The sequence below is a fragment of the Micromonospora sp. NPDC002296 genome, assembly GCF_040296145.1.
In the GTDB taxonomy this organism is placed as follows: domain Bacteria; phylum Actinomycetota; class Actinomycetes; order Mycobacteriales; family Micromonosporaceae; genus Micromonospora.
This window is the reverse complement of sequence record NZ_JBEOWQ010000022.1, coordinates 52,695-73,257: the sequence shown is the minus strand read 5'-3', so window position 1 is coordinate 73,257 and position 20,563 is coordinate 52,695. Positions and strand designations below refer to the sequence as shown.

The following is a 20,563-nucleotide window of genomic DNA, read 5'->3' as shown; positions in this document are numbered from 1 at the left end:
CGCGCCCGGCTCGCGCGGCTCACGACCCGGCGAGCGGGTCGCCGGGGTTGCGCTGGTCGGGCTCGCGCGCGTCGCCGTCCCCGGACCGGGAGGCCAGCAGCCTGCGGTACGAGGCCAGCCGGCGGGCGTCGGCCCTGCCGGCGGCCACCCAGGCGTCCAGCGCGCAGTCGGCCTCGTCGGCGGTGTGCTGGCAGTTCACCGGGCAGTCGACCGTCCCCTCCACCAGGTCGGGGAAGCCGTGCAGCAGGCTGTTCGCCGAGACGTGCGCCAGCCCGAAACTGCGCACCCCGGGGGTGTCGACGATCCAGCCCGGGTCGGTGTGCGCGCCCGGGCGGGGCGGCAGCCGCAGGACCACCGCGCTCGTCGAGGTGTGCCGGCCCCGACCGATCGCGCTGACCACGCCCACCGCCCGGTCGGCGTCCGGGACGAGGCGGTTGACCAGCGTCGACTTGCCCACCCCGGAGTGCCCGACCATGACCGACACCCGGCCGGCCAGCAGGTCGCGCAGCGCGTCGAGGTCGGAGTCGGGCCGGATCAGCACGTACGGCAGCTCCAGCTCGGCGTAGTACCCGAGCACCTGCTCGGGGCCGGACAGGTCGGCCTTGGTCAGGCAGAGCAGCGGCTCGATGTCCGCGTCGTACGCGGCCACGAGGCAGCGGTCGATGAACCCGGTGCGCGGCGGCGGGTCGGCAAGCGCGCTGACGATCACGAGTTGGTCGGCGTTGGCCACCACGACCCGCTCCAGCCGCCCCTCGGCGGTGGTCTCGTCGTCGTCGGCGGTGCGCCGCAGCACCGAGCTGCGCTCGGCGATCCGGACGATCCGGGCCAGCGCACCGGTCGCCCCGGAGGTGTCGCCGACCAGGCCCACCCGGTCGCCCACCACCACGGACTTGCGGCCGAGCTCCCGGGCCCGCATCGCGGTGACGAGCGGGGCGTCCGGGCCGGGGTCGGGCAGCACGCAGGTGTAGCGGCCCCGGTCCACGGCGATCACGAAACCGTCGACGGCGTCGGCGTGCAGGGGCCTCGTCCGGGTGCGTGGGCGCGAGGACTTCCCGGGCCGGACCCGCACGTCGTCCTCGTCGTACTCCCGCCGTCTGGTCGCCAGGACGTCCCCCCGCCGTGTCAGCTCTTTCCGGTCACCATCGCCGACCATAGCGCCGGAAACTCCGGCATGGTCTTCGAGGTGCACGACACGTCGTCAAGTTCGACGCCGGGGACGGCGAGCCCGGTCACCGCGGCGGCGTGCGCCATCCGGTGGTCGTGGTACGTGCGGAACATTCCGCCGTGCAACGGGCGGGGGCGGATCTCCAGCCCGTCGGCGGACTCGGCGATGTCCGCGCCGAGGCCGGTGAACTCGCGGGCGAGCGCGGCGATCCGGTCGGTCTCGTGTCCCCGGATGTGCGCGACGCCGGTGAATCGGGACGGCGAGTCGGCGAGCATGGCGAGCGCGGTCAGCGCCGGGGTCAGCTCGCTGACGTCGGAGAGGTCGGCGTCGATCCCGTGCACCGTGCCGGTGCCGCGCACGGTGAGGCCGCTGGTGGTCAGGGTCACCTCGCCGCCCATCCGGGACAGCAGGGCGCGGAGCTGCTCGACCGGCTGGGCGCTGCTGCGTGGCCAGCCACGCAGCGTCACCTCGCCGCCGGTGATCAGCGCGGCGGCGAAGAACGGCACCGCGCCCGAGAGGTCCGGCTCGATCTCCCAGCCCCGCCCGGTCAGCGGACCCGGTTCGACGGCCCAGACGTCTGCGACGCTGTCGTCGACGGCCGCCCCGGCGGCCCGGAGCATCTGCACGGTCATCCGCAGGTGCGGCGCGGACGGGACCGGCGGGCCGACGTGCCGGACCACCACGCCCCGGTCGAAGCGGGGAGCGGCGAGCAGCAGGCCGGAGACGAGCTGGCTGGAGGCGGAGGCGTCGATCACCACCTCGCCGCCGGTCACCCGGCCGGCGCCGAACACGGTCAGCGGCAGGCTGCCGCTGGTCGGGGTGTCGACCCGAACCCCGAGGGCGCGCAGCGCCCCGATCAGCGGGCCGAGCGGCCGGGTGCGGGCGTGCGGGTCGCCGTCGAAGGTGACCCGCCCGTCGGCGAGACCGGCGACGGGCGGCACGAACCGCATGATGGTGCCGGCCAGGCCGACGTCGACGTGCGCCGGGCCGGCCAGCGGGTGCGGCCGGACCAGCCACCGGTCGTCGTCCGCGATCGACATGTGCGCGCCGAGTGCCCGTAGCCCGCCGGCCATCAGCTCGGTGTCCCGCGCCCGCAGTGGCCCGGACAGCGTGGAGGGACCGCTGGCCAGCGCGCTGAGCACCAGCGCGCGGGCGGTCATCGACTTGGAGCCGGGCAGCCGCAGCGTGGCCACCACCGGGTCGGACGCGGTCGGAGCGGTCCACGGCCTCAGCGGCCGGGTCGCGGTCGGAATCCCCACGGGTCACATTCTGCCGCCTCCCGGCCCCGATGCGGCGGGCCGGCGGGCTCGCTCCCGGTTGGCGGGACAGCCGAACGCGACGCGGGACGTTAGCGTGTGCCGCATGTGCGGGAGGTACGCGACGGCCCGGAGCGCGGGTGACCTGAGCGGGCTGTTCGAGTCGTACGACGAGACCGACGACCGCGTCCGGTCGAGCCACAACGTGGCGCCCACCTCCGCCGTGCCGTTGGTCCGGCTCTCCGCCGAGGGGCACCGTGCCCTGTCCGCCGGTCGCTGGGGGTTCCTGCCGCCTTGGTCGCGCTCGCCGGGCGAGGGGGCTCGGATGATCAATGCGCGGGCCGAGACGGTGGCCACCAGTCGGGCGTACGCGCCCGCGTTCGCCCGCCGCCGCTGCCTGGTCCCCGCCGACGGCTGGTACGAGTGGGTCCGGCGGCCGGAGGGCGGTCGGCAGGCCTACTACATGACCCCGGCCGACGCCTCGGTGCTCGCCCTGGCGGGCATCTGGACCACCTGGCAGGGCCCGGCCGGGCCGGTGCTGACGTTCAGCGTGCTGACCACCGCAGCCGTCGGTGAACTGGCCGAGGTGCACGAGCGGATGCCGCTGCTGCTGCCCCGGGAGCGCTGGGCGTCCTGGCTGGGGCCCGTGGACGACCCGGCGGCGCTGCTCGCCCCGCCCGCAGCCGGGTGGCTGGCCGGCCTGGAGATCCGGCCGGTCGGGCCGGCGGTCGGCAACGTGCGCAACGACGGGCCGGAACTGACCGCCCGGGTGCCGGCCCAGGCCGCGCCGACCGGGGACATGACGCTTTTCTGACAGTCGACGAAGCGCATTGTCGCGTACTGATTCGCCAGAGTTGCGGCGAATCGTCGCCCACTCTTTTGGCATTCTTCATGCGAGGCTCTTGTCTCCGTGTCCCGAAGTGCGATACAACACAGCGCCGGTAGTGGACGACGATTCGCACGGTGCGAACGACGTTCATCGATCACGCCGGTCCCACGGGGGAGGTGGGTGGATGACACGGGCGCGTATGCCCCGCCCGCATGAGGTGGCCGCCGCACGACGAGATCCGCGATTGCTGCGGGCGCTGCGTGAACGGCAACAGGACGAAGCCTGGCGAACCAGAGGGACCTGCCAGAGCGTGGACCCGGAGACATTCTTTCCGGCACCCAACGAACCGGCCGATGCGGCGGTGGCCCTCTGTCGCAGTTGCGATGTGCAGGGGCCCTGCCTGGCCTGGGCGTTGGACGTCGGCGACTGCCACGGCGTCTGGGGCGGCACCACGCCGCGCGAACGCCGGGCGATGCTGGTGGCCTGGCGCAGCGAGGTGGACCCGGACCCGGGCGCGGCCGATGAGGCCGGCCCTCCGGTGCGGGACCGGCTGCTCACCCTGGTCCCGTTGAGCTGACCCAGCCGCCCGTTCCTCCCGTCCGGACGGGGGGGGACGGCCGCGCTCGGCGTACGGGCCGGGGCGGTTCCCGGGCCGCGCCCCGCCGACCCGCAGAATGGGCCCGTGCGGCATGACGAGGAGATCGGGACACCACGCGGGCCGGCCCGGGTCGACACCGACCTGCCGGCCGGTCCGCCGTTCGCCCTGCTGGTGCTCGGGCACGGGGCGGGCGGCGACGTCGACGCGCCCGACCTGGTCGCGGTCCGGGACGCGGCGGTGGCCGCCGGGGTGGCGGTGGTCCGGGTGACCCAGCCGTACCGGGTCGCCGGCCGGCGTGCCCCGGCCCCCGCCGGGCACCTCGACGAGGCGTGGACGGCGGTCGTGGCCGAGGTGCGGCGGCGGCACCCCGCCGGGCCCGCGCTGGTGGTCGGGGGCCGGTCCAGCGGCGCCCGGGTGGCCTGCCGTACCGCCGTGGCCGTCGGCGCCGACGCGGTGCTCGCGCTGGCCTTCCCGCTGCACCCACCGGGTCGGCCGGAGCGCTCCCGGGCGGCGGAGTTGGCCACCGGGCTGCCGACGCTGGTTGTCAACGGCGACCGCGATCCCTTCGGCGTGCCCGCTGTGGGCCCACCGGCCCGGGTGGTGGTCCGCCCCGGCGAGCGGCACGACCTGCGCGACGACCCGGCCGGCACGGCCGGCGTGGTGGTCGACTGGCTGCGCGGGCGGGGCTGGGCGTCGCTCTGACCCGCGCTCCGGTCGTGGCGGCCGTGACCGAGCACGGCACGCGTCGTTGTCTCCGTTGGTGTCGGGTGCCGATCCGGGCGACCGGCGCCGTCCCGCCCAGGCCCTTCCTGGTCCCAGCGCCGGCGTCCGCCGGGGCCGGGGCCAGGAACGGGGGCCGATCGGCCGGAATGCCGGGCCCGGCGGTCCGCGTTACCTCCCATGGACGAAATTTCTGCTTCAGGGGGGGTGTGACCGGTGCCGACCGAGACACGGAGCCGGGAACGGGACGAACGGGAGGCGGGGCGGCTCAGACGGCTGCTCGACGCACCGGAGTGGCCCGCCGGGGCACGGCCGGACGGGCCGGCGGCGGTGAGGACCAGCACACCGGCCGGAACCGAATCTGCGCCGGGGTCCTGGCGCGTATCCTCGGCGGGAAAGCATCCGACGCGAGGGGATGTGCGGTTGACCACCGAGAAGACGGACGAACGCAGGGCCCGCTTCGAGCGGGACGCGATGCCCTTCGTCGATCAGCTCTACGCCGCCGGGCTGCGCATGACGCGCAATCCGGCGGACGCGGAGGACCTGGTCCAGGAGACGTACCTGAAGGCGTACGCGGCCTTCCACCAGTTCGAGCAGGGCACCAACCTGAAGGCCTGGCTGTATCGGATCCTGACCAACACCTACATCAACTCCTACCGTAAGCGGCAGCGCCAGCCGATTCAGGCGCCCACCGAGGAGATCACCGACTGGCAGCTCGCCGCGGTCGAGTCGCACACCTCCAGCGGGCTCCGCTCGGCCGAGACCGAGGCGCTGGACAGACTGCCCGACAGCGACGTCAAGGAGGCCCTCCAGCAGTTGCCGGAGGAATTCCGGATGGCCGTCTACCTCACCGATGTCGAGGGCTTCTCCTACAAGGAGGTGGCCGACATAATGGGCACCCCCATCGGCACGGTGATGTCGCGGTTGCACCGCGGCCGACGTAATCTGCGCAAGCTGCTCGAACGGTACGCCGCCGAGCGCGGGTTCTCCGCCGCGCAGCCGGCCAAGGGTTCGACCGCCGCCGCCGCCGGCCGGGAGGTGTGACGTGAGCTGTGGGAAGCCGCACAGGACGGATTGCCGTGAGGTGCTCGCCGAGGTCTACCTCTACCTGGACCTGGAGTGTGCCGAGGAGCGTCGCCTGCTGATCAGGCACCACCTCGACGAGTGCGGGCCCTGCCTGCGCGAGTACGGCCTCGAACAGGAGGTGAAGGCGCTGGTGGCCCGGTGCTGCGGCAACGAGACCGCGCCGGAGCAGCTGCGCGAGCGGCTGCGGGTCCGCCTCACCGAGCTGGTCGTCTTCGAGACGACCGAGTCGCGCGAGCTGGCGGACTGACCCGGCGGGGTGTGCGCCGCAACAACGAAACGACGGTGGCCCGGGTCGATCGACCCGGGCCACCGTCGTTCTTCGGCCCCTGCGACGCGGGTGGACCGGGCCGCTGGACGGTCGGCGGGCAGGCCGCCGCGCCGGTCAGGAGTTGGGACGCTTGCCGTGGTTCGCGTTGCTCTTCTTCCGGGCCTTCTTCTTCCGGGACTTCTTCGCCATGTCGACCTCCTCGGGTGCTGGTCACTTCCGCCCGCGCCAGAGCGCGGCGGTGGTCGGATACCGGCCCTCGGGCGCCCGCGGGCCGACCCGCTGATGCTAGTGCGGGCGGCGTCCGCCGTGGTCCGCCGGGGCGGTGCTGACGCCGCGCCCGTCCGGGCTGCCCCCTGTTTCGTCCACTGGGCGTGCCGCGTGTCGCATGCTCACGCCCGCTCCGGCCCCGGGGCGGGCCGGAGCATGATTGGATACCGATCGCAGAGACGCCGGTGGAGAGGGAGGGCCGACATGGCCGAGGAGATCCGCGCCGAGATGGTGGCCAACGTGTGGAAGATCGTCGTGTCGGCCGGGGACGCCGTCTCCGAGGGGGACACGCTGGTGATCCTCGAGTCGATGAAGATGGAGATCCCGGTCGTCGCCGAGTCCGACGGTGTCATCGAACAGCTCGCGGTCAACGAGGGCGACGTGGTGCAGGACGGCGACCTGATCGCGGTGATCGGTTGAGCGGCCTGCTGGTCCGGCGGGCCGCCGCGGCCGACTTCGCGGCGGTGGCCCGGCTGACCGTGGCCGCGTACGAGGCTGACGGGCAGCTCAAGGGGGAGAACGGCTACGCCGTCGCGCTCGCCGACGTGGCGACCCGGGCGATGAGCGGCGAGGTGCTGGTCGCCGTGGACGAGGCCACCGGCGAACTGCTCGGGTCGGTCACGTTCGTGCTGCCCGGCACCCCGTACGCCGAGATCTGCGGTCCCGGCGAGGCCGAGTTCCGGATGCTCGCGGTGGACCCGGCCGCGCAGGGCCGGGGTGCCGGCGCGGCGCTGGCGCGGGCCTGCCTGTCCCGTGCCGCCGAGCTGGGCTGCTCGGCGGTGGTGATCTGCGTCCGCGACGGGTTCGCCGAGGTCGGCCGGAGGCTCTACGAGCGGCTGGGCTTCGTCCGCACGCCGGAGCGGGACTGGTCCCCGCTGCCGGGGGTGGAACTGCTCGGCCTGCGCCGGGAACTGCCCGTGGCGACCCCCGGGGATTGATCCGCGACCGGCTCGGGGGCGCGCGCTCAGCCCTCGCCGATCCTGGCGAGCAACTCGTCGGCCACCTCAAGGGCGAGCTTGCGCCGCTCGGCGTCGGTGATGTGGGGGTCGCGGATCGCGAACCAACTGCTGTGTACGGCGAACAGCGCCATTGCGGCGCGTAGCTGGGCGCCCGGTGAGTCGTCGCCCCGGGCCAGCGCCAGGGCCAGCCGCATCATCCGGTCGCGCATCCGCTGCCCTGCGGCGAGGCTCTTCAGCACGGTCTGGTTCTGCTCGAAGAAGCGCATCACCGAGTGCTCCTCGGTGACGAACATCGTGTCGGCGTACCGGGCGATCAGCTCCTGCCGGGTCGCCAGCGTGGCCGGCTGCCCCTCGGCCCAGGCGATCAGCGCGTCCATCCGGTCCAGCCGGTCGTGGACGAAGCTGCTGACGATCTCGTCCTTGCTCTTGAAGTGGTAGTAGAGCGCAGCCTTGGTCACGTTGAGTCGTTCGGCGATCTCGCGCAGCGACGTCTTCTCGTACCCGTGTTCGGTGAAGAGTTCCAGGGCCACGGCCTTGATGCGCTCGCGCGTGCCGCCTGTGCTCTCTGTCACCGGTTTGCCACCCAACTCGCTCGACGTCATCTTGCTGTCCAACCTACCGTGCGGCTAGTAAGCTGACCGGCCGGCAAGTAAGCCAGTCACACCTCGGGGAGCCTACTGATGAGTCAGGTCCAACAGCAGACCGTGGAGCGACGACCCAACATCCGGGTGGTGCTCTTCGGCCTGATGATCGCGATGATGCTCGCGATGCTCGACAACATGATCGTCAGCACCGCGCTGCCGCGGATCGTCGGCGAGTTCGGCGGGGTGGACCACTTCACCTGGGTGGTCACCGCGTACGTGCTGGGCACCACGGTCTCCACCCCGATCTGGGGCAAGCTCGGCGACATCTACGGCCGCAAGATCGTCTTCCTGACCTCGGTGGTCATCTTCCTGGTCGGCTCGGCGCTGTGCGGCATGGCCGGCTCCGGGCTGTTCGGCGGGGCGGACAGCGGCATGGTCGAGCTGATCGCCTTCCGGGCGGTACAGGGGCTCGGCGCGGGCGGGCTGATGGTCGGCGTGATGGCGATCATCGGCGACCTGGTCCCGCCCCGGGAGCGGGGCCGCTACCAGGGCATGATCGCCGGCATCATGGCCATCGCCATGGTCGCCGGCCCGCTGGTCGGCGGGTTCATCACGGACAATCTCTCCTGGCGCTGGGCGTTCTACGTCAACCTGCCGCTCGGCGGCGTCGCGCTGGTGCTGCTCGCCACCACCATGCACCTGCCGAAGTACCGCACCGAGCACCGGATCGACTGGCTCGGCGCGGGGCTGCTCTCGGTCGGCATCACCGCGATCGTGTTGGTCACCACCTGGGGCGGGAACTCCTACGACTGGGTCTCCCCGCAGATCCTCGGCCTGGCGGCGCTGGCCCTGGTCACCCTCGTCGTGTTCGGCCTCGTCGAGCGCCGCGCCCCCGAGCCGATCCTGCCGCTGAGGCTCTTCGCCAACCGCAACTTCGCGCTGATCTCGGCGATCGGTTTCCTGCTCGGCTTCGCCATGTTCGGCGCGATGAACTTCCTGCCGCTGTACCAGCAGACCGTCCAGGGCGCCTCGGCCACCAACAGCGGCCTGCTGCTGCTCCCGTTGATGTTCGGCATGCTGGTGGTCTCGCTGGCGGTCGGCCGGGCGATCACGAAGACCGGCCGGTACCGGATGTTCCCGATCGTCGGTGGCGTGGTGATGACCGCCGGCATGGCGCTGCTGACCCGCCTGGACGTCAACACCAGCAAGGTGGAGTCCTCGCTCTACATGATCGTCCTCGGCGTCGGCATGGGCTTCCTCATGCAGACCTCGATGCTGGTCGCGCAGAACAGCGTCGAGCAGAAGGACCTCGGCGCGGCCAGCGGCGCGGCCACCTTCTTCCGCTCCATCGGCGGCTCGTTCGGCATCTCGCTGTTCGGCGCGATCTTCGCCAACCGGCTCGCCGACTCGCCCGCCGGGTCCGCGTTCAGCGGCGGGGGCGGCGAGGATGGCCAGCTCGACCTGGACAAGCTCAAGGAGTTGCCGGCGCAGACCCGGGAGCTGGTGCTGGGTGGCCTCTCCGACGCCATCTCGCACGTCTTCTGGTGGGCGGTGCTGTTCACCGTCCTGGTGCCGGTGCTCGCCTGGTTCATCCGGGAGGTCCCGCTGCGCTCGACCAACGACGCCCCGCCCGTCGGTGCCGCCGGGGAGGAGCAGGCGGAGGTCGCCCTCGGCCGGGCCCCCACGGCCTGACCACCGCCGGCCGCGCCCACCCTCCGGGGTACGGCGCGGTCGCGCCGCCGGCGGCCGGTCGCGGTCGCCGCCGGCGCCGGGCCGGTCAGTGGCGGCGTCGGGAGCGGGTGGGCCGGGTCGGTCAGGGGCCGCGTCGGGAGCGGGTGAGCCGGGCCCAGAGCCGGCGCAGCGGTCCCGGCCGGCGCGGTCCCGGCCCGGAGATCAGCTCCCCGGCCAGCGTGGCCGTCCCCGCGTCGAGGGCCGGGGTGGCCAGCGCCAGGTACGCCAGTGACACCACGATCGGCACCGGCCGCTCCCGGGCCACCGCCGCCGCGTCGGCCAGCCGCTCGGCCACCACCCGGGCCACGTCGGCCCGGACGAGCGGGTCCACCCAGGCGGCGGTCACCAGGGCGAACAGGGCCGCCTCGGTGATCCAGTCCTCCACCCCCCAGACCAGGTCGACCAGCACCCGGCGGCGGGTGGACTCCGGCCAGGGCTCGTCGGTGCGGTGGTGCAGCAGCCCCAGGCACGCCCAGACCTGCACGCAGCGCACCCACAGCGACGGGTCCTGGCCTGCCAGCACCCGGCCCATCCCGGTGGCGGGTGCCGCGGGCGGATGCACCAGCAGCCCGAGCAGGTCGGTCAGGCCCAGGGTGGCCAGGCCGACCGCCGCGTCGTACGCCGCCGGGGGGTGCGGCCAGGCCGGGTGGGCGAGCTGCCGGATCCGGTCCGCGGCCTCGGCCGAGGGCGCCGGCACAGTCGGGGCGGGGACGGTGCCTTCCCAGCGCCACAGCGGCCGGTCGCTGGCCCACCGGGGCTCGCGCGGGTCCGGGTCGCCGACCGCGGCCACCTCGACCCGCAGCCCGGGCACGGCCGTCGCCACGGTACGCATGGCGCTCGGCGTCTCCAGCGTCTCCAGCCGTACGGTCGCGCCGTGGCCGCGGTTCTCCTCGGTCAGGGCGTGGCGCAGCACGGCCACCGCCGCCCCGGCGGCCGGGGTGACCTGCCCGAGCCAGGGCCGGCTGCGGCAGCCCTCGGCGAGGTCGCCGTGTTCGTGCGAGTCGTCGGGGTGGTCGCGGACGAAGTCGGCGAGCGCCACCAGGTGCGCCACGTCGCCGTCGCGCTGGAAGCGCAGCCGGTGCGCGGTGTGCACGGCGCAGTCGAAGGTGGGGTCCCGGGCCAGGGCCCGGTCGATCCAGTCCAGGGCCTCGTCGAGCCGGCCGTTGTCGGCCAGCGTGCCGGCGAGGTCGGCGTACACGGCGAGATCTGTCGGGTCGTGCTCGACGGCCCGGCCGAGCGCCGCGAGGGCGTCCCGGGTCCGACCGGCGCTGCGGTAGGCGTACCCGAGCCAGACCTCGCCGAGCTTCGACGGCGCGACGCGTACCCCCCGGCTGGCCCAGTGGATCGCCAGCGTGACCTCGCCGAGGCGCCGGGCCAGCGCGGACGCCGCGCCGAGCAGCAGGCCGTGGTCGGGGTGGACGGTGACCGCGTTGCGGGCCAGCACGAGGTACGGCGACAGCGGCCCCCGGTCGGCGCGCGGCACCGGGTCGCCCACGGTGGCACAGACCTGCATCAGCACCCGGGCGATGCGCTCGGGGTCGAGCCGTTCGGGCAGCTCGGGGGACGTCACCCAGGGCACCCCGGCCCAGTCGGCGTGGGGGTCGTGCCCGGTGGCGGCGGCCAGCAGCTCCAGCCCGTCGTCGGGCCGCCCGGTCGCGGCGAGCAGGTGCGCGCGGGCCACCACGACGCCGACGAAGGCGCGCTGGTGCAGCGGGAACAGGTCGACGCCCCCGCCGCTGGCGGCGGCGAGCCGGGCCAGCGTCTCGTGCACCTCGGGCAGGGTGGGCGCCCGGGTCAGCGCGCCGGCGACGTGCCCGGCTGCGTGCGACAGGTCGCCCTCGTCCAGCGCGAGCCGGGCCAGGGTCAGCTCCTCCTCCGCAGACAGCGGGGGATCGTCCCTTCCCTCGGACACGTGGGCCTCCCGCTCGTAGGTGCCCCGCCCGCCGGCGGGTTCGTCCGCGCGGAGGGCGCTCGCCGGAGGCGGGCGGGCCCCGCTCGCCGGTGCGGCGCCGGGCCGGGCAAGCGTAGGTGATGTTGCGACGACATGGTGATCCGCTGCGCAATGCTGCTCGCTAGATTGCTGGTGGTGGAGGAAGAGTGCAAGACTGAGCAGGAAACGCGCGGCTATCGCGCAGGGAAAGGGGTGTCCGTGACACATGCAGGGGCCGGGATGGCCACCGACATCAGCGAGCAGCCGGCCGGCTACGAGCGGCTGCTCACCGCCGAGCACGCCGGGGCGATCGCCCGGGTGGCCGCCGTCGTCGCCGAGCGCCGCCCCCGGCACGTGGTCTTCACCGCCCGGGGCACCTCCGACCACGCCGCCCTCTACGCGGCGTACCTGACCGAGATCCGGCTCGGCCTGCCCGCCGGGCTCGCCTCGCCCAGCGCGGTCACCCTCTTCGGCGCCCGGCCCGACCTGTCCGACGCGCTCGTCGTCGGGGTCAGCCAGAGCGGCGGCTCACCCGACCTGGCCGAGGTGCTGCGCAGCGCCCGCGCCTCCGGCGCGCTGACCCTCGCCCTCACCAACAACCCGGACTCCCCGCTGGGCGAGGTGGCCGAGCTGAGCGTCGACATCGCCGCCGGGCACGAGCGGGCGGTGGCCGCCACCAAGACGTACACCGCCGAGCTGCTCGCCCTGCTGCTGCTCGTGGAGGGCATCCGGGCCGGCGACGGCGTGCTGCCCGCCGAGGAGCGGTCGGCGCTGGCCGCCCTGCCCGAGCTGGCCGCCCGCACCCTGGACGACACCACCCCGGCCCAACTCGCCCCGCGCTACCGGTTCGCCGCCCAGCTCGTCACCACCGGCCGGGGTTACGCGTACCCGACCGCCCGGGAGGCGGCGCTGAAGCTGATGGAGACGTCGTACCTGCCGGCGCTCGCCTTCTCCGGCGCGGACCTGCTGCACGGCCCGCTCGCCATGACCGACCCGGACGTCCCGGTGCTGGCCGTGGTCGGCTCCGGCCCCGGCGGCCGGTCGATGGGGGAGGTGCTGCCCCGGCTCGGCGAGCGCCGCGCCGACGTGGTGGTGGTCGGCTCCGCCGACGTGGAGGGGGCCACCCGGATGGCCGTCCCCGAGGTCGACGAGCGGTACGCCCCGCTGCTGGACATCCTGCCGTTGCAGCGGCTCGCGCTGGCGCTGGCGCTGGCCCGGGGCGAGAACCCGGACGCCCCGCGCGGTCTCAAGAAGGTCACCGCGACGATGTGAGATCCGGCGTGGCAGGCTGGTCGGCGTGTCCACGCTGCGCGAACTCGCCGAGGAGCACACCCAGCTCCGCCCCGCCGACATCGACCACCTGCACCGGATCGCCGGAGACTGGCAGCTGCTGTCCGACCTGTCCTTCGCCGACCTGCTGCTCTGGGTGCCGGTGGATGCCGAGGGCAGCTTCCTCTGTGTGGCCCAGGTCCGCCCGACGACCGCCCCCACCGCGTACCAGGACGACCAGGTGGGGCGGATCGTCGGCGGGCCGGAGGTGTCCCACCTGGACGTCGCCTACGGGCAGGGCCGGATCTGGCGGGAGGGCGACCCGGTCTGGTACGGCGACGTGCCGGCCCGGCACGAGGCGATCCCGGTCCGGCTGCGCACCGCCGACGGGGAGTCCGGCGAGGTGATCGCGGTGGTCGGCCGGGACACCAACCTCTCCACGGCCCGCACGCCCAGCCAGCTCGAACTGAACTACCTCACCACCGCCGACGACCTGGCCCAGATGATCGCCGACGGCACGTTCCCGCCGCCCCGGCATCCGGGGGAGACCACCTCCGCGCCCCGGGTCGGCGACGGCCTGGTCCGGCTGGACGCGGGCGGCAAGGTCACCTACGCCAGCCCGAACGCCCAGTCCGCGTACCGGCGCCTCGGCTACGCCTCGCACCTGGGCGGGGAGGACCTGGCCGAGCTGCACCGCCGGCTGGCCGGCGACCCACTGGAGGGCACCGACGCCGGAAACGCCATCCTGGCCGCGCTGCGCGGCGAGGCACCGCCCCGGCGGGAGATCGACGCCCGGGGCGCGACCATGCTCACCCGGGCACTGCCGCTGATGCCCGCCGGGGTGCCGATCGGCGCGCTGGTCCTGGTCCGTGACATCACCGAGGTACGCCGCCGCGACCGCGCCCTGATCACCAAGGACGCCACCATCCGGGAGATCCACCACCGGGTGAAGAACAACCTGCAGACCGTCGCCGCGCTGCTGCGACTCCAGGCCCGCCGGGTCGCGATGCCGGAGGCCCGGGTCGCCCTGGAGGAGTCGGTACGCCGGGTCGCCTCCATCGCCCTGGTGCACGAGACGCTCTCCATGTCCAGCGACGAGGCGGTCGAGTTCGACGGCATCGTCGACCGGGTGGCCAGCGCGGCGACCGAGGTCGCGGCGACCGAGCAGACCGTCGGGATGCGCCGCCGGGGCAGCTTCGGGGTGCTGCCCGCCGAGATCGCCACCTCGCTGGTGATGGTCCTCAACGAGCTGCTGCTCAACGCGGTCGAGCACGGCTTCCCGCCGGCCACGGAGGACCCTTCGGCCGGTCCCGCCCCGTTGGCCGGGACCCCGTCGGCGCCCGGGCCTTCAGCGACCGGGACCCCTCCGCCGGTTGCGGCGCCGGCGGTCGGGTCCCCGTCGGCGGGCGGGACCGCTCGGCCCGAGGCGGACCGCGTCCTGCCCGCCGTCACGGGCCCCGGCCACGTGGCCGGGCCGCTGGTGGTCGTCTCGGCGCACCGGTTCCGCAAGCAACTGCACGTCACCGTCGCGGACAACGGGCGCGGTCTGCCGGCCGAGTTTGACGCCGAGCGCGGCGGCCGGCTCGGCCTGCAGATCGTCCGGGCGCTGGTGACCGGGGAGCTGCGCGGCACCATCGAGCTGCGCAACGGCACCGAGGGTGGCACCGAGGCGGTCCTGGTGGTCCCCCTGGCTCGCCCCTGACCGGCCGGCTCGCCGGCCACGGGTCACCGCGACCCCCCCAGGGCGGCCCACGGCCCATGGCGCGGGGACCGGGTCACCGGGTGAGCAGCGCCACGGTCAGGCCCGGGCGCGGGTGGACCCGCTCGACGGTGAAGTCGTCGCGCAGCGTGTCCCCGGTCGCGCCGGACACGGCGTCGACCGGGTCGGCCCGCCGGCCGGCGACCACCAGCCAGACCCGGTCGACCCCGGCCAGGCACTCGGCCGGGCGCGGGCACTCGTCGGCCCAGTAGTCCCCGCGCGCGTCCCGGTCCCGGACGACCAGGGCGTCCCGGGGCTGCCGGTCGCCGAGGTGGTAACGGATGCCGAGATCGAGGAAGAGCCAGCCGTCCCGGGGGGAGAAGACGATCACGTCCCCGGGGCGGCGTCCCTCGTCGACGACCCGGGCCGCGCCCCGGTAGTCGACCAGCGCGCCGCGCGGCCACTCGTGGCTGCGCCGCAGCGCGGCCTGGTCGGGCAGGCCGAGCAGGCCGGCGAGGAGCACCACGCCCAGCGCCGCCGACAGCGCCACCCCGCCCCTTTCCGGGGTCCGCGCCGCCGGGCCCGATTCCGCCGCCGGGTCCGTCGCGCCCAGCGCCGCGCCGGCCAGGACGCAGGCGAACGGGACGGTGAAGAACAGGTAGCGCGGCACCCAGAGCGGCCCGGCCAGCCCGGCCAGGAACACCAGCAGCACCGGTAGCACCACGCACGCGGCCGGGAGCAGGGCGCGTCGCCCCGCCCGGGCGGCCCCGAGCGCGGCGAGCCCGAGCAGCAGCCCGCCCACCTCGCCGCTCTGGGTCACCGCGCCCGGCAGGGCGGCCAGGTCGGCCGGGCGGGCACGGTCGACCCAGTCGAGCTGCCGGCCACGCTGGCCGACGGCCAGCAGCACCAGAGGGGTCAGCGCGGTCAGCGCGGCCAGCACCGCGACCAGCCACCCCCACGGCGGCCAGCGTCGACGGGTGGGCGCGGGGGCTGACCGTGGCGCCCCGACCGGGTGCGGTGCGGCGGCCCGGTGGGCGTACGGCGCGGTCGCGGCGTGGGCGGCGAGCAGTGTGAGGGCGACCAGGTGGGCCAGGCCGAGCCCGACGACGGCCGCGGCGTACCCGGCCCAGCGACGCCACCCCGGCCGGTCCAGCGCCCGGGTCAGCAGCAGCGTCGCCAGCACGGCGAAAAGGGCGACGAACGCGTACGGGCGGGCCTCCTGGGCGTACCGGGACGTGCCGGGCAGGACCGCGAACAGCAGCCCGCCCAGCAGCCCCGCCCGTCGGCCGAACAGCCGGCACCCGAGGGTGGCGGTCAGCCCGGCTGTCCCGGCCGTGGCCAGCACCGACGGCAGCCGCAGCGCCGTGGGGGAGTCGCCGAACGCCGCCACCCAGCCGTGCATGAGCAGGTAGTACGGCCAGCTCGCCGCGTCGATGACCCCGGCCATCCGGGCCAGGGCGCCCAGCGGGCGGGTGGCCGCGCTCCAGGTGGCCAACTCGTCCCGCCACGGCTGGGCGGAGCCCACCCCCGCGCCGGTCACCGCCAGGGTCACCAGCGCCGGCCACCCCCAGACCGCACCGAACCACCCCGGCGAATGCCGCTTTACGGGCAATTCGTCCACACCGTCGAGCCTTCCACACGCCGGCCGCCCCGGGGGACGCGTCAGGGCTGCTCTCCGGCCCGCCCCGCCGGGCCGCTGGGAGGGTCACGCTCGAACATGGAAAGAGTTTCCTCGGCGCGCGGGGAGGGGACAATTTCCCTGATCGGGGGCAATCTTGGTTTTCGCTCGTATCGGCGGCCCGTGATGTGGGATCCCCCACGCTGTCGTTGGTAGGGCCCCTGAGCATGTGGGAGCATGGCTTCATGCTTGCCGCTGTCGTCCGTCGCTTCGTGGCCCGTCGCCACGTCGACTACGGCCGCGTTCGCAGCGCCATCTGTCCGGCCTACTGACGACGCCCGACCACTCGTCTCGGGCGCGCGTTCCCGCGCCGGCCGTCCGACACCGTTGTCCGACACCGCTGTCATGGTCCGTCCCACGGGCCGGCCGCGCGCCCGCGCACCGAGGCACAGCAGACAACGGAGGACGCCGCGATGGCGGTCAGCAGCACCCCCGCCCGGCCCGACGCTCCCGCGGCACCCGCCGCCCGGGCCCCCCGCCGTCCGCGTGGGGAGGGGCAGTGGGCGCTCGGCCACCGCGAGCCGCTCAACCCCAACGAGCGGATCAAGAAGGACGACGACCCGCTGAACGTCCGGGCCCGGATCGAGAACATCTACGCCCACCGGGGCTTCGCCTCGATCGACCCCCTGGACCTGCGCGGCCGGTTCCGCTGGTGGGGGCTCTACACCCAGCGCAAGGCGGGCATCGACGGCGGGCGCACCGCCGTGCTGGAGCCGCACGAGCTGGAGGACGAGTTCTTCATGCTCCGGGTCCGGATCGACGGCGGGCAGCTCAACCTGGCCCAGCTGCGGGTCATCGCCGACATCTCCCGGGAGTTCGCCCGGGACACCGCCGACATCACCGACCGGCAGAACATCCAGTTCCACTGGATCCGGGTCGAGGACATGCCGGAGATCTGGCGTCGGCTGGAGGCTGTCGGCCTGCAGACCACCGAGGCGTGTGGCGACTGCCCACGGATCGTGCTCGGCAGCCCGGTCGCCGGGGTGGCCGAGGCCGAGCTGCTCGACCCGACCCCGGCGATCGACGAGATCGTCCGGCGGTACGTCGGCGACAAGCAGTACTCCAACCTGCCGCGCAAGTTCAAGACGTCGATCTCCTGGCTGGTGGACACCCCGTACGAGACGAACGACATCGCGTTGCTCGGCGTCGACCACCCCGAGCACGGCCCCGGCTTCGACGTCTGGGTCGGTGGCGGCCTGTCCACCAACCCGATGCTGGCCAAGCGGCTCGGCGTCTGGGTGCCGCTGGGCGAGATCCCGGACGTCTGGGCCGGCGTGGTGGGCATCTTCCGCGACTACGGCTACCGCCGGCTGCGCAACCGGGCCCGGCTGAAGTTCCTGGTCGCCGACTGGGGCGTGGAGCGCTTCCGCGAGGTGCTGGAGAAGGAGTACCTGGGTCGTACGCTGCTCGACGGTCCCGCCCCCGAGCTGCCCGAGCGGCCGGTCGACCACATCGGGGTGCACCCGCAGCGCGACGGCCGAAACTACGTCGGGGCCGCCCCGGTGGTCGGCCGGGTCTCCGGTCCTCAGCTCGCCCGGCTGGCCGACGTGGTCGAGGCGCACGGCAGCGACCGGGTGCGGCTCACTCCGTACCAGAAACTGCTGGTGCTGGACGTGGCGGCGGAGCGGACCGAATCGCTGGTGGCGCAGCTGGGCGGGATCGGCCTGGCGGCCCGGCCGTCGGCCTGGCGGCGCGGCACCATGGCGTGCACCGGGATCGAGTACTGCAAGCTCGCCATCGTCGAGACCAAGGCGCGCGGCGAGGCGCTGGTGGCCCGGCTGGAGGAGCGGCTGCGCGACTTCGACGCGGACATCTCCATCCACATCAACGGCTGCCCGAACGCCTGCGCCCGCACCCAGGTCGCCGACATCGGGCTCAAGGGCCAGCTCGTGGTCGGCCCGGACGGCCGCCAGGTGGAGGGCTTCCAGGTGCACCTGGGCGGCGGCCTGGGCATGGCTCAGGGGCAGACCGCCGGCTTCGGCCGCAAGCTGCGTGGCCTGAAGACCACCGCCGACGAGCTTCCCGAGTACGTGGAGCGACTGGCCCGCCGCTACCTGGCCGGCCGGACCCAGGGCGAGACGTTCGCCAACTGGGTGATCAGGACAGACGAGGAGGAACTGCGATGAGCGAGCACAGCGAGCGAACCGGCAGGCTCAGTGCGGTCGAGCCTCGTCGCGATGCCGGGCGTAGCGAGGTGTCGCGATGAGCGAGACCCGATCGGCGCCCCTGTACTGCCCGTACTGCGGCGAGGAGAACCTGCGGCCGAGCGAGGCCGGCCACGGCGCCTGGGAGTGCCACGCCTGTGCCCGGGTCTTCGCGGTGAAGTTCACCGGGCTGCTCACTCGGGCGGTGACCCGGTGAGCGTCGTGTCGGCGGCGGGCCTCGGGCTGGTCGGGCTCGGCGGCGCGGCACCCGCCGACCCGGCCCGGCGCGGCCCGGACGAGCTGCGCGCCCTGGCCGGGCGGGCCGGGCGGGAGCTGGAGGGCGCGCCGGCGCTGGAGATCGCCCGCTGGGCGGCCGATACGTTCGGCGAGCGGCTCTGCGTCACCAGCTCGATGGCCGACGCCGTCCTGGCCCACCTGGTCTCCCGCGTCGCCCCCGGGGTCGACGTGGTCTTCCTCGACACCGGCCTGCACTTCCCGGAGACGCTGCGGGTCCGCGACGAGGTGGCCCGACGGCTGCCCGTCAACGTCCGCTCGATCCGTCCGCGGCTCACCGTGGGCCAGCAGGACGGCGAGTACGGTCCCCGGCTGTTCAACCGGTCCCCGGACGACTGCTGCCAGCTCCGTAAGGTCGAGCCGCTGGAGCGCGCGCTGAGCGGGTACGACGCCTGGGCCGCCGGGCTGCGCCGCGACGAGTCGCCGACCCGGGCCAACACGCCGGTGGTGACCTTCGACGCCCGGCGCGGCAAGGTGAAGGTCAACCCGATCGCCGCCTGGACCCAGGCGGACGTGGACGCCTATGTCGCCCGCCACGACATCCCGGTCAACGAGCTGTTCAAGCGGGGCTACGGCTCGGTCGGCTGCTGGCCCTGCACCCGCCGGACCACGGCGGGGGAGGACCCCCGGGCGGGCCGGTGGGCGATGTTCGAGAAGACCGAGTGCGGGCTGCACGGCTGACCGTCGGCGGGATCGCGGGGCTGTCGCCCGGGCCCCCGATCCTGGCGGCCCCGGTGCCGTTGGGCCCGGTGCCGTTGGGCCCGGCCCTGCTGGCCCCGGCCCCGGTCGTCCTGGTCGCGCACGGCAGCCGGGATCCCCGGGCGGCAGAGGCGACCCGGGCACTGGCCCGGGCGGTCGCCGCCGCCCGTCCCGGCGTGACTGTGTCGACGAGCTGGCTGGACCACACCGAACCGGGGCCGGCGGCCGTGCTGCGGTCGCTGGCGGCGGCCGGTCATCCCCGGGCGGTGCTGGTGCCGCTGCTGCTCACCGCCGCGTACCACCGGCGGGTCGACATCCCGGCGGCGGTCGCGGCGGCCCGGGACTCGGGCCCGCCGATCGACGTACGCGTCTCCGACGTGCTGGGCCCCGCCGACGGCGTGGTCGACGCCGCGCTGCTGGCCGGGCTGCGGCGCCGGCTGGCCGAGGCGGAGCCCGGGCGGTTCGACGCGCTGGTGCTGGCTGCGGCGGGCACCCGGGATCCCCGGGCACGCGGGTCGGTGGGGCGGGTCGCGGCGGCACTCGGCGCCGAACTCGGGGTGCCCTGCCGGGTGTCGTACGCCTCGGCGGCCCCGCCGCTCACGGGCGCGGCGGTGGCCCGGCTGCGCGCGGCGGGCGCCCGCCGGGTGGCCGTGTCGGCGTACTTCCTGGCCCCCGGCCTCTTCCACGACGCCGTGCTGGCGGGGGCCCGGTCGGCCGGTGCCGTGACGGTGTCCGGGCCGCTCGCCGACGCCCCGGAACTGGCCGCGCTGGTGCTGCGCCGGGTGGACGCCGCGCCGCGGTGACAGCCGGCCCCGACGCCCACCGCTGACGCTGCCCGGACAGCAGAACGCCCCGGCAGGGGTTGCCCTGCCGGGGCGTGGAGCCTTTGATTCGGTGTGGTCAGGCGGAGTGAGCGCGCAGCACCCGGAGGCCACCGCGACGCTTGACGGCTCGCCGTTCCTCCTCGCTCATTCCGCCCCAGACGCCAGCGTCCTGACCGGACTCGAGCGCCCACTGCAGGCACTGGTCGGTCACGGAGCAGCGCTGGCAGACGGCCTTGGCCTGCTCGACCTGCAGGAGAGCCGGACCGGACGTCCCGATCGGGAAGAACAGCTCCGGGTCCTCATCGCGGCAGACAGCATGGTGACGCCAGTCCATGGCGGCAACACTCCTCATTCTGGATGGGTGGCAGATTTGCTTTTGGTGCTTTTCCTATATGCGTCCGCACGCCGAATGGTTACGGTTCGCGTCCATCAATTCGGCGCTGCGTGAGCAGGCTCTTGTTGCCCTTGGGACCTGCTGGAACAGCTCAACACGGCGAGCGTATCCAGGCAATGTTCCGATAGCTCAAGTTCGCTTGTGAATACTTTCACGAACTTACGCGATG

The 20,563-nt window shown here is 74.4% G+C and carries 21 protein-coding genes; 14 read left to right on the top strand and 7 right to left on the bottom strand.

Annotation, left to right across the window (positions count from 1 at the left end; genetic code table 11):
- Nucleotides 1-19: 19 nt before the first annotated feature.
- Entirely contained in the window at nt 20-1,153 is a 1,134-nt protein-coding gene (rsgA, locus tag ABT023_RS18475) for a ribosome small subunit-dependent GTPase A (RefSeq protein ID WP_350887000.1), read from the bottom strand.
- Nucleotides 1,123-2,424, bottom strand: coding sequence for a 3-phosphoshikimate 1-carboxyvinyltransferase (aroA, locus tag ABT023_RS18470; protein WP_350886998.1), 1,302 nt, complete (start codon nt 2,422-2,424; stop codon nt 1,123-1,125). Before aroA ends, rsgA begins: the two co-directional genes overlap by 31 nt.
- 103 nt (nt 2,425-2,527) lie before the next feature.
- Here aroA and ABT023_RS18465 point away from each other — a divergent pair, with 103 nt between their 5' ends.
- From ABT023_RS18465 to rsrA, 5 genes are all read left to right on the top strand, one after another.
- Nucleotides 2,528-3,235, top strand: coding sequence for an SOS response-associated peptidase (locus ABT023_RS18465; RefSeq protein WP_350886995.1), 708 nt, complete (start codon nt 2,528-2,530; stop codon nt 3,233-3,235).
- 199 nt (nt 3,236-3,434) lie between these two features.
- Nucleotides 3,435-3,827, top strand: coding sequence for a WhiB family transcriptional regulator (locus ABT023_RS18460; protein WP_350886993.1), 393 nt, complete (start codon nt 3,435-3,437; stop codon nt 3,825-3,827).
- A gap of 105 nt (nt 3,828-3,932) precedes the next feature.
- Nucleotides 3,933-4,550 (top strand): alpha/beta hydrolase family protein, encoded by a 618-nt coding sequence (locus ABT023_RS18455; RefSeq protein ID WP_350886991.1) that lies wholly within the window; start codon nt 3,933-3,935, stop codon nt 4,548-4,550.
- A gap of 234 nt (nt 4,551-4,784) precedes the next feature.
- Nucleotides 4,785-5,612: a sigma-70 family RNA polymerase sigma factor gene (locus tag ABT023_RS18450; protein WP_350886989.1), complete on the top strand. Its 828-nt coding sequence runs from the start codon at nt 4,785-4,787 to the stop codon at nt 5,610-5,612.
- A 1-nt stretch (nt 5,613) separates the two neighbouring features.
- Complete coding sequence (rsrA, locus tag ABT023_RS18445) at nt 5,614-5,901, top strand: mycothiol system anti-sigma-R factor (protein WP_350886986.1); 288 nt, start codon at nt 5,614-5,616, stop codon at nt 5,899-5,901.
- Nucleotides 5,902-6,036: 135 nt separating this feature from the next.
- Here the strand turns inward: rsrA and ABT023_RS29150 are convergent, their stop codons facing one another.
- Complete coding sequence (locus ABT023_RS29150; protein ID WP_386988480.1) at nt 6,037-6,111, bottom strand: 50S ribosomal protein bL37; 75 nt, start codon at nt 6,109-6,111, stop codon at nt 6,037-6,039.
- 282 nt (nt 6,112-6,393) lie between these two features.
- Here ABT023_RS29150 and ABT023_RS18435 point away from each other — a divergent pair, with 282 nt between their 5' ends.
- Together ABT023_RS18435 and ABT023_RS18430 are read left to right on the top strand one after the other, a co-directional pair.
- Nucleotides 6,394-6,609, top strand: coding sequence for a biotin/lipoyl-binding carrier protein (locus tag ABT023_RS18435; RefSeq protein WP_161685399.1), 216 nt, complete (start codon nt 6,394-6,396; stop codon nt 6,607-6,609).
- On the top strand, nt 6,606-7,127 hold the full coding sequence (locus ABT023_RS18430) for a GNAT family N-acetyltransferase (protein ID WP_350886981.1): 522 nt from the start codon (nt 6,606-6,608) through the stop codon (nt 7,125-7,127). The genes ABT023_RS18435 and ABT023_RS18430 overlap by 4 nt, the downstream gene beginning before the upstream one ends.
- A gap of 26 nt (nt 7,128-7,153) precedes the next feature.
- Here the strand turns inward: ABT023_RS18430 and ABT023_RS18425 are convergent, their stop codons facing one another.
- Nucleotides 7,154-7,750: a TetR/AcrR family transcriptional regulator gene (locus ABT023_RS18425; RefSeq protein ID WP_502890710.1), complete on the bottom strand. Its 597-nt coding sequence runs from the start codon at nt 7,748-7,750 to the stop codon at nt 7,154-7,156.
- A 78-nt stretch (nt 7,751-7,828) separates the two neighbouring features.
- Between ABT023_RS18425 and ABT023_RS18420 the strand changes: the two genes are divergently transcribed.
- The gene (locus tag ABT023_RS18420; RefSeq protein ID WP_350886975.1) at nt 7,829-9,424 is read left to right on the top strand and encodes an MDR family MFS transporter; all 1,596 of its coding nucleotides are present in this window, start codon (nt 7,829-7,831) and stop codon (nt 9,422-9,424) included.
- 121 nt (nt 9,425-9,545) lie between these two features.
- Here the strand turns inward: ABT023_RS18420 and ABT023_RS18415 are convergent, their stop codons facing one another.
- Nucleotides 9,546-11,375: a tetratricopeptide repeat protein gene (locus ABT023_RS18415; RefSeq protein WP_350886973.1), complete on the bottom strand. Its 1,830-nt coding sequence runs from the start codon at nt 11,373-11,375 to the stop codon at nt 9,546-9,548.
- A gap of 258 nt (nt 11,376-11,633) precedes the next feature.
- Between ABT023_RS18415 and ABT023_RS18410 the strand changes: the two genes are divergently transcribed.
- Both ABT023_RS18410 and ABT023_RS18405 read left to right on the top strand, forming a co-directional pair.
- Complete coding sequence (locus ABT023_RS18410; RefSeq protein WP_350887075.1) at nt 11,634-12,665, top strand: SIS domain-containing protein; 1,032 nt, start codon at nt 11,634-11,636, stop codon at nt 12,663-12,665.
- A 25-nt stretch (nt 12,666-12,690) separates the two neighbouring features.
- The gene (locus ABT023_RS18405; protein WP_502890709.1) at nt 12,691-14,364 is read left to right on the top strand and encodes a histidine kinase N-terminal domain-containing protein; all 1,674 of its coding nucleotides are present in this window, start codon (nt 12,691-12,693) and stop codon (nt 14,362-14,364) included.
- Between the two features lie 73 nt (nt 14,365-14,437).
- Here the strand turns inward: ABT023_RS18405 and ABT023_RS18395 are convergent, their stop codons facing one another.
- Complete coding sequence (locus ABT023_RS18395; RefSeq protein WP_350887073.1) at nt 14,438-15,973, bottom strand: glycosyltransferase family 39 protein; 1,536 nt, start codon at nt 15,971-15,973, stop codon at nt 14,438-14,440.
- A gap of 479 nt (nt 15,974-16,452) precedes the next feature.
- Here ABT023_RS18395 and ABT023_RS18390 point away from each other — a divergent pair, with 479 nt between their 5' ends.
- The 4 genes from ABT023_RS18390 to ABT023_RS18375 all read left to right on the top strand — a co-directional run bounded on the left by ABT023_RS18390 (nt 16,453) and on the right by ABT023_RS18375 (nt 19,979).
- Nucleotides 16,453-18,165, top strand: a complete 1,713-nt coding sequence (locus ABT023_RS18390) for a nitrite/sulfite reductase (RefSeq protein ID WP_350886971.1) — start codon at nt 16,453-16,455, stop codon at nt 18,163-18,165.
- 76 nt (nt 18,166-18,241) lie between these two features.
- Nucleotides 18,242-18,400 carry a hypothetical protein gene (locus tag ABT023_RS18385; RefSeq protein WP_350886968.1) on the top strand — a complete coding sequence of 53 codons (159 nt, stop codon included), beginning with the start codon at nt 18,242-18,244 and terminating at the stop codon, nt 18,398-18,400.
- Nucleotides 18,397-19,158: a phosphoadenylyl-sulfate reductase gene (locus tag ABT023_RS18380; protein ID WP_350886966.1), complete on the top strand. Its 762-nt coding sequence runs from the start codon at nt 18,397-18,399 to the stop codon at nt 19,156-19,158. The genes ABT023_RS18385 and ABT023_RS18380 overlap by 4 nt, the downstream gene beginning before the upstream one ends.
- A 74-nt stretch (nt 19,159-19,232) precedes the next feature.
- Nucleotides 19,233-19,979, top strand: a complete 747-nt coding sequence (locus ABT023_RS18375; RefSeq protein WP_502890712.1) for a sirohydrochlorin chelatase — start codon at nt 19,233-19,235, stop codon at nt 19,977-19,979.
- A 97-nt stretch (nt 19,980-20,076) separates the two neighbouring features.
- Here the strand turns inward: ABT023_RS18375 and ABT023_RS18370 are convergent, their stop codons facing one another.
- Nucleotides 20,077-20,334 (bottom strand): WhiB family transcriptional regulator, encoded by a 258-nt coding sequence (locus tag ABT023_RS18370; RefSeq protein WP_161685375.1) that lies wholly within the window; start codon nt 20,332-20,334, stop codon nt 20,077-20,079.
- Nucleotides 20,335-20,563 lie beyond the last annotated feature (229 nt).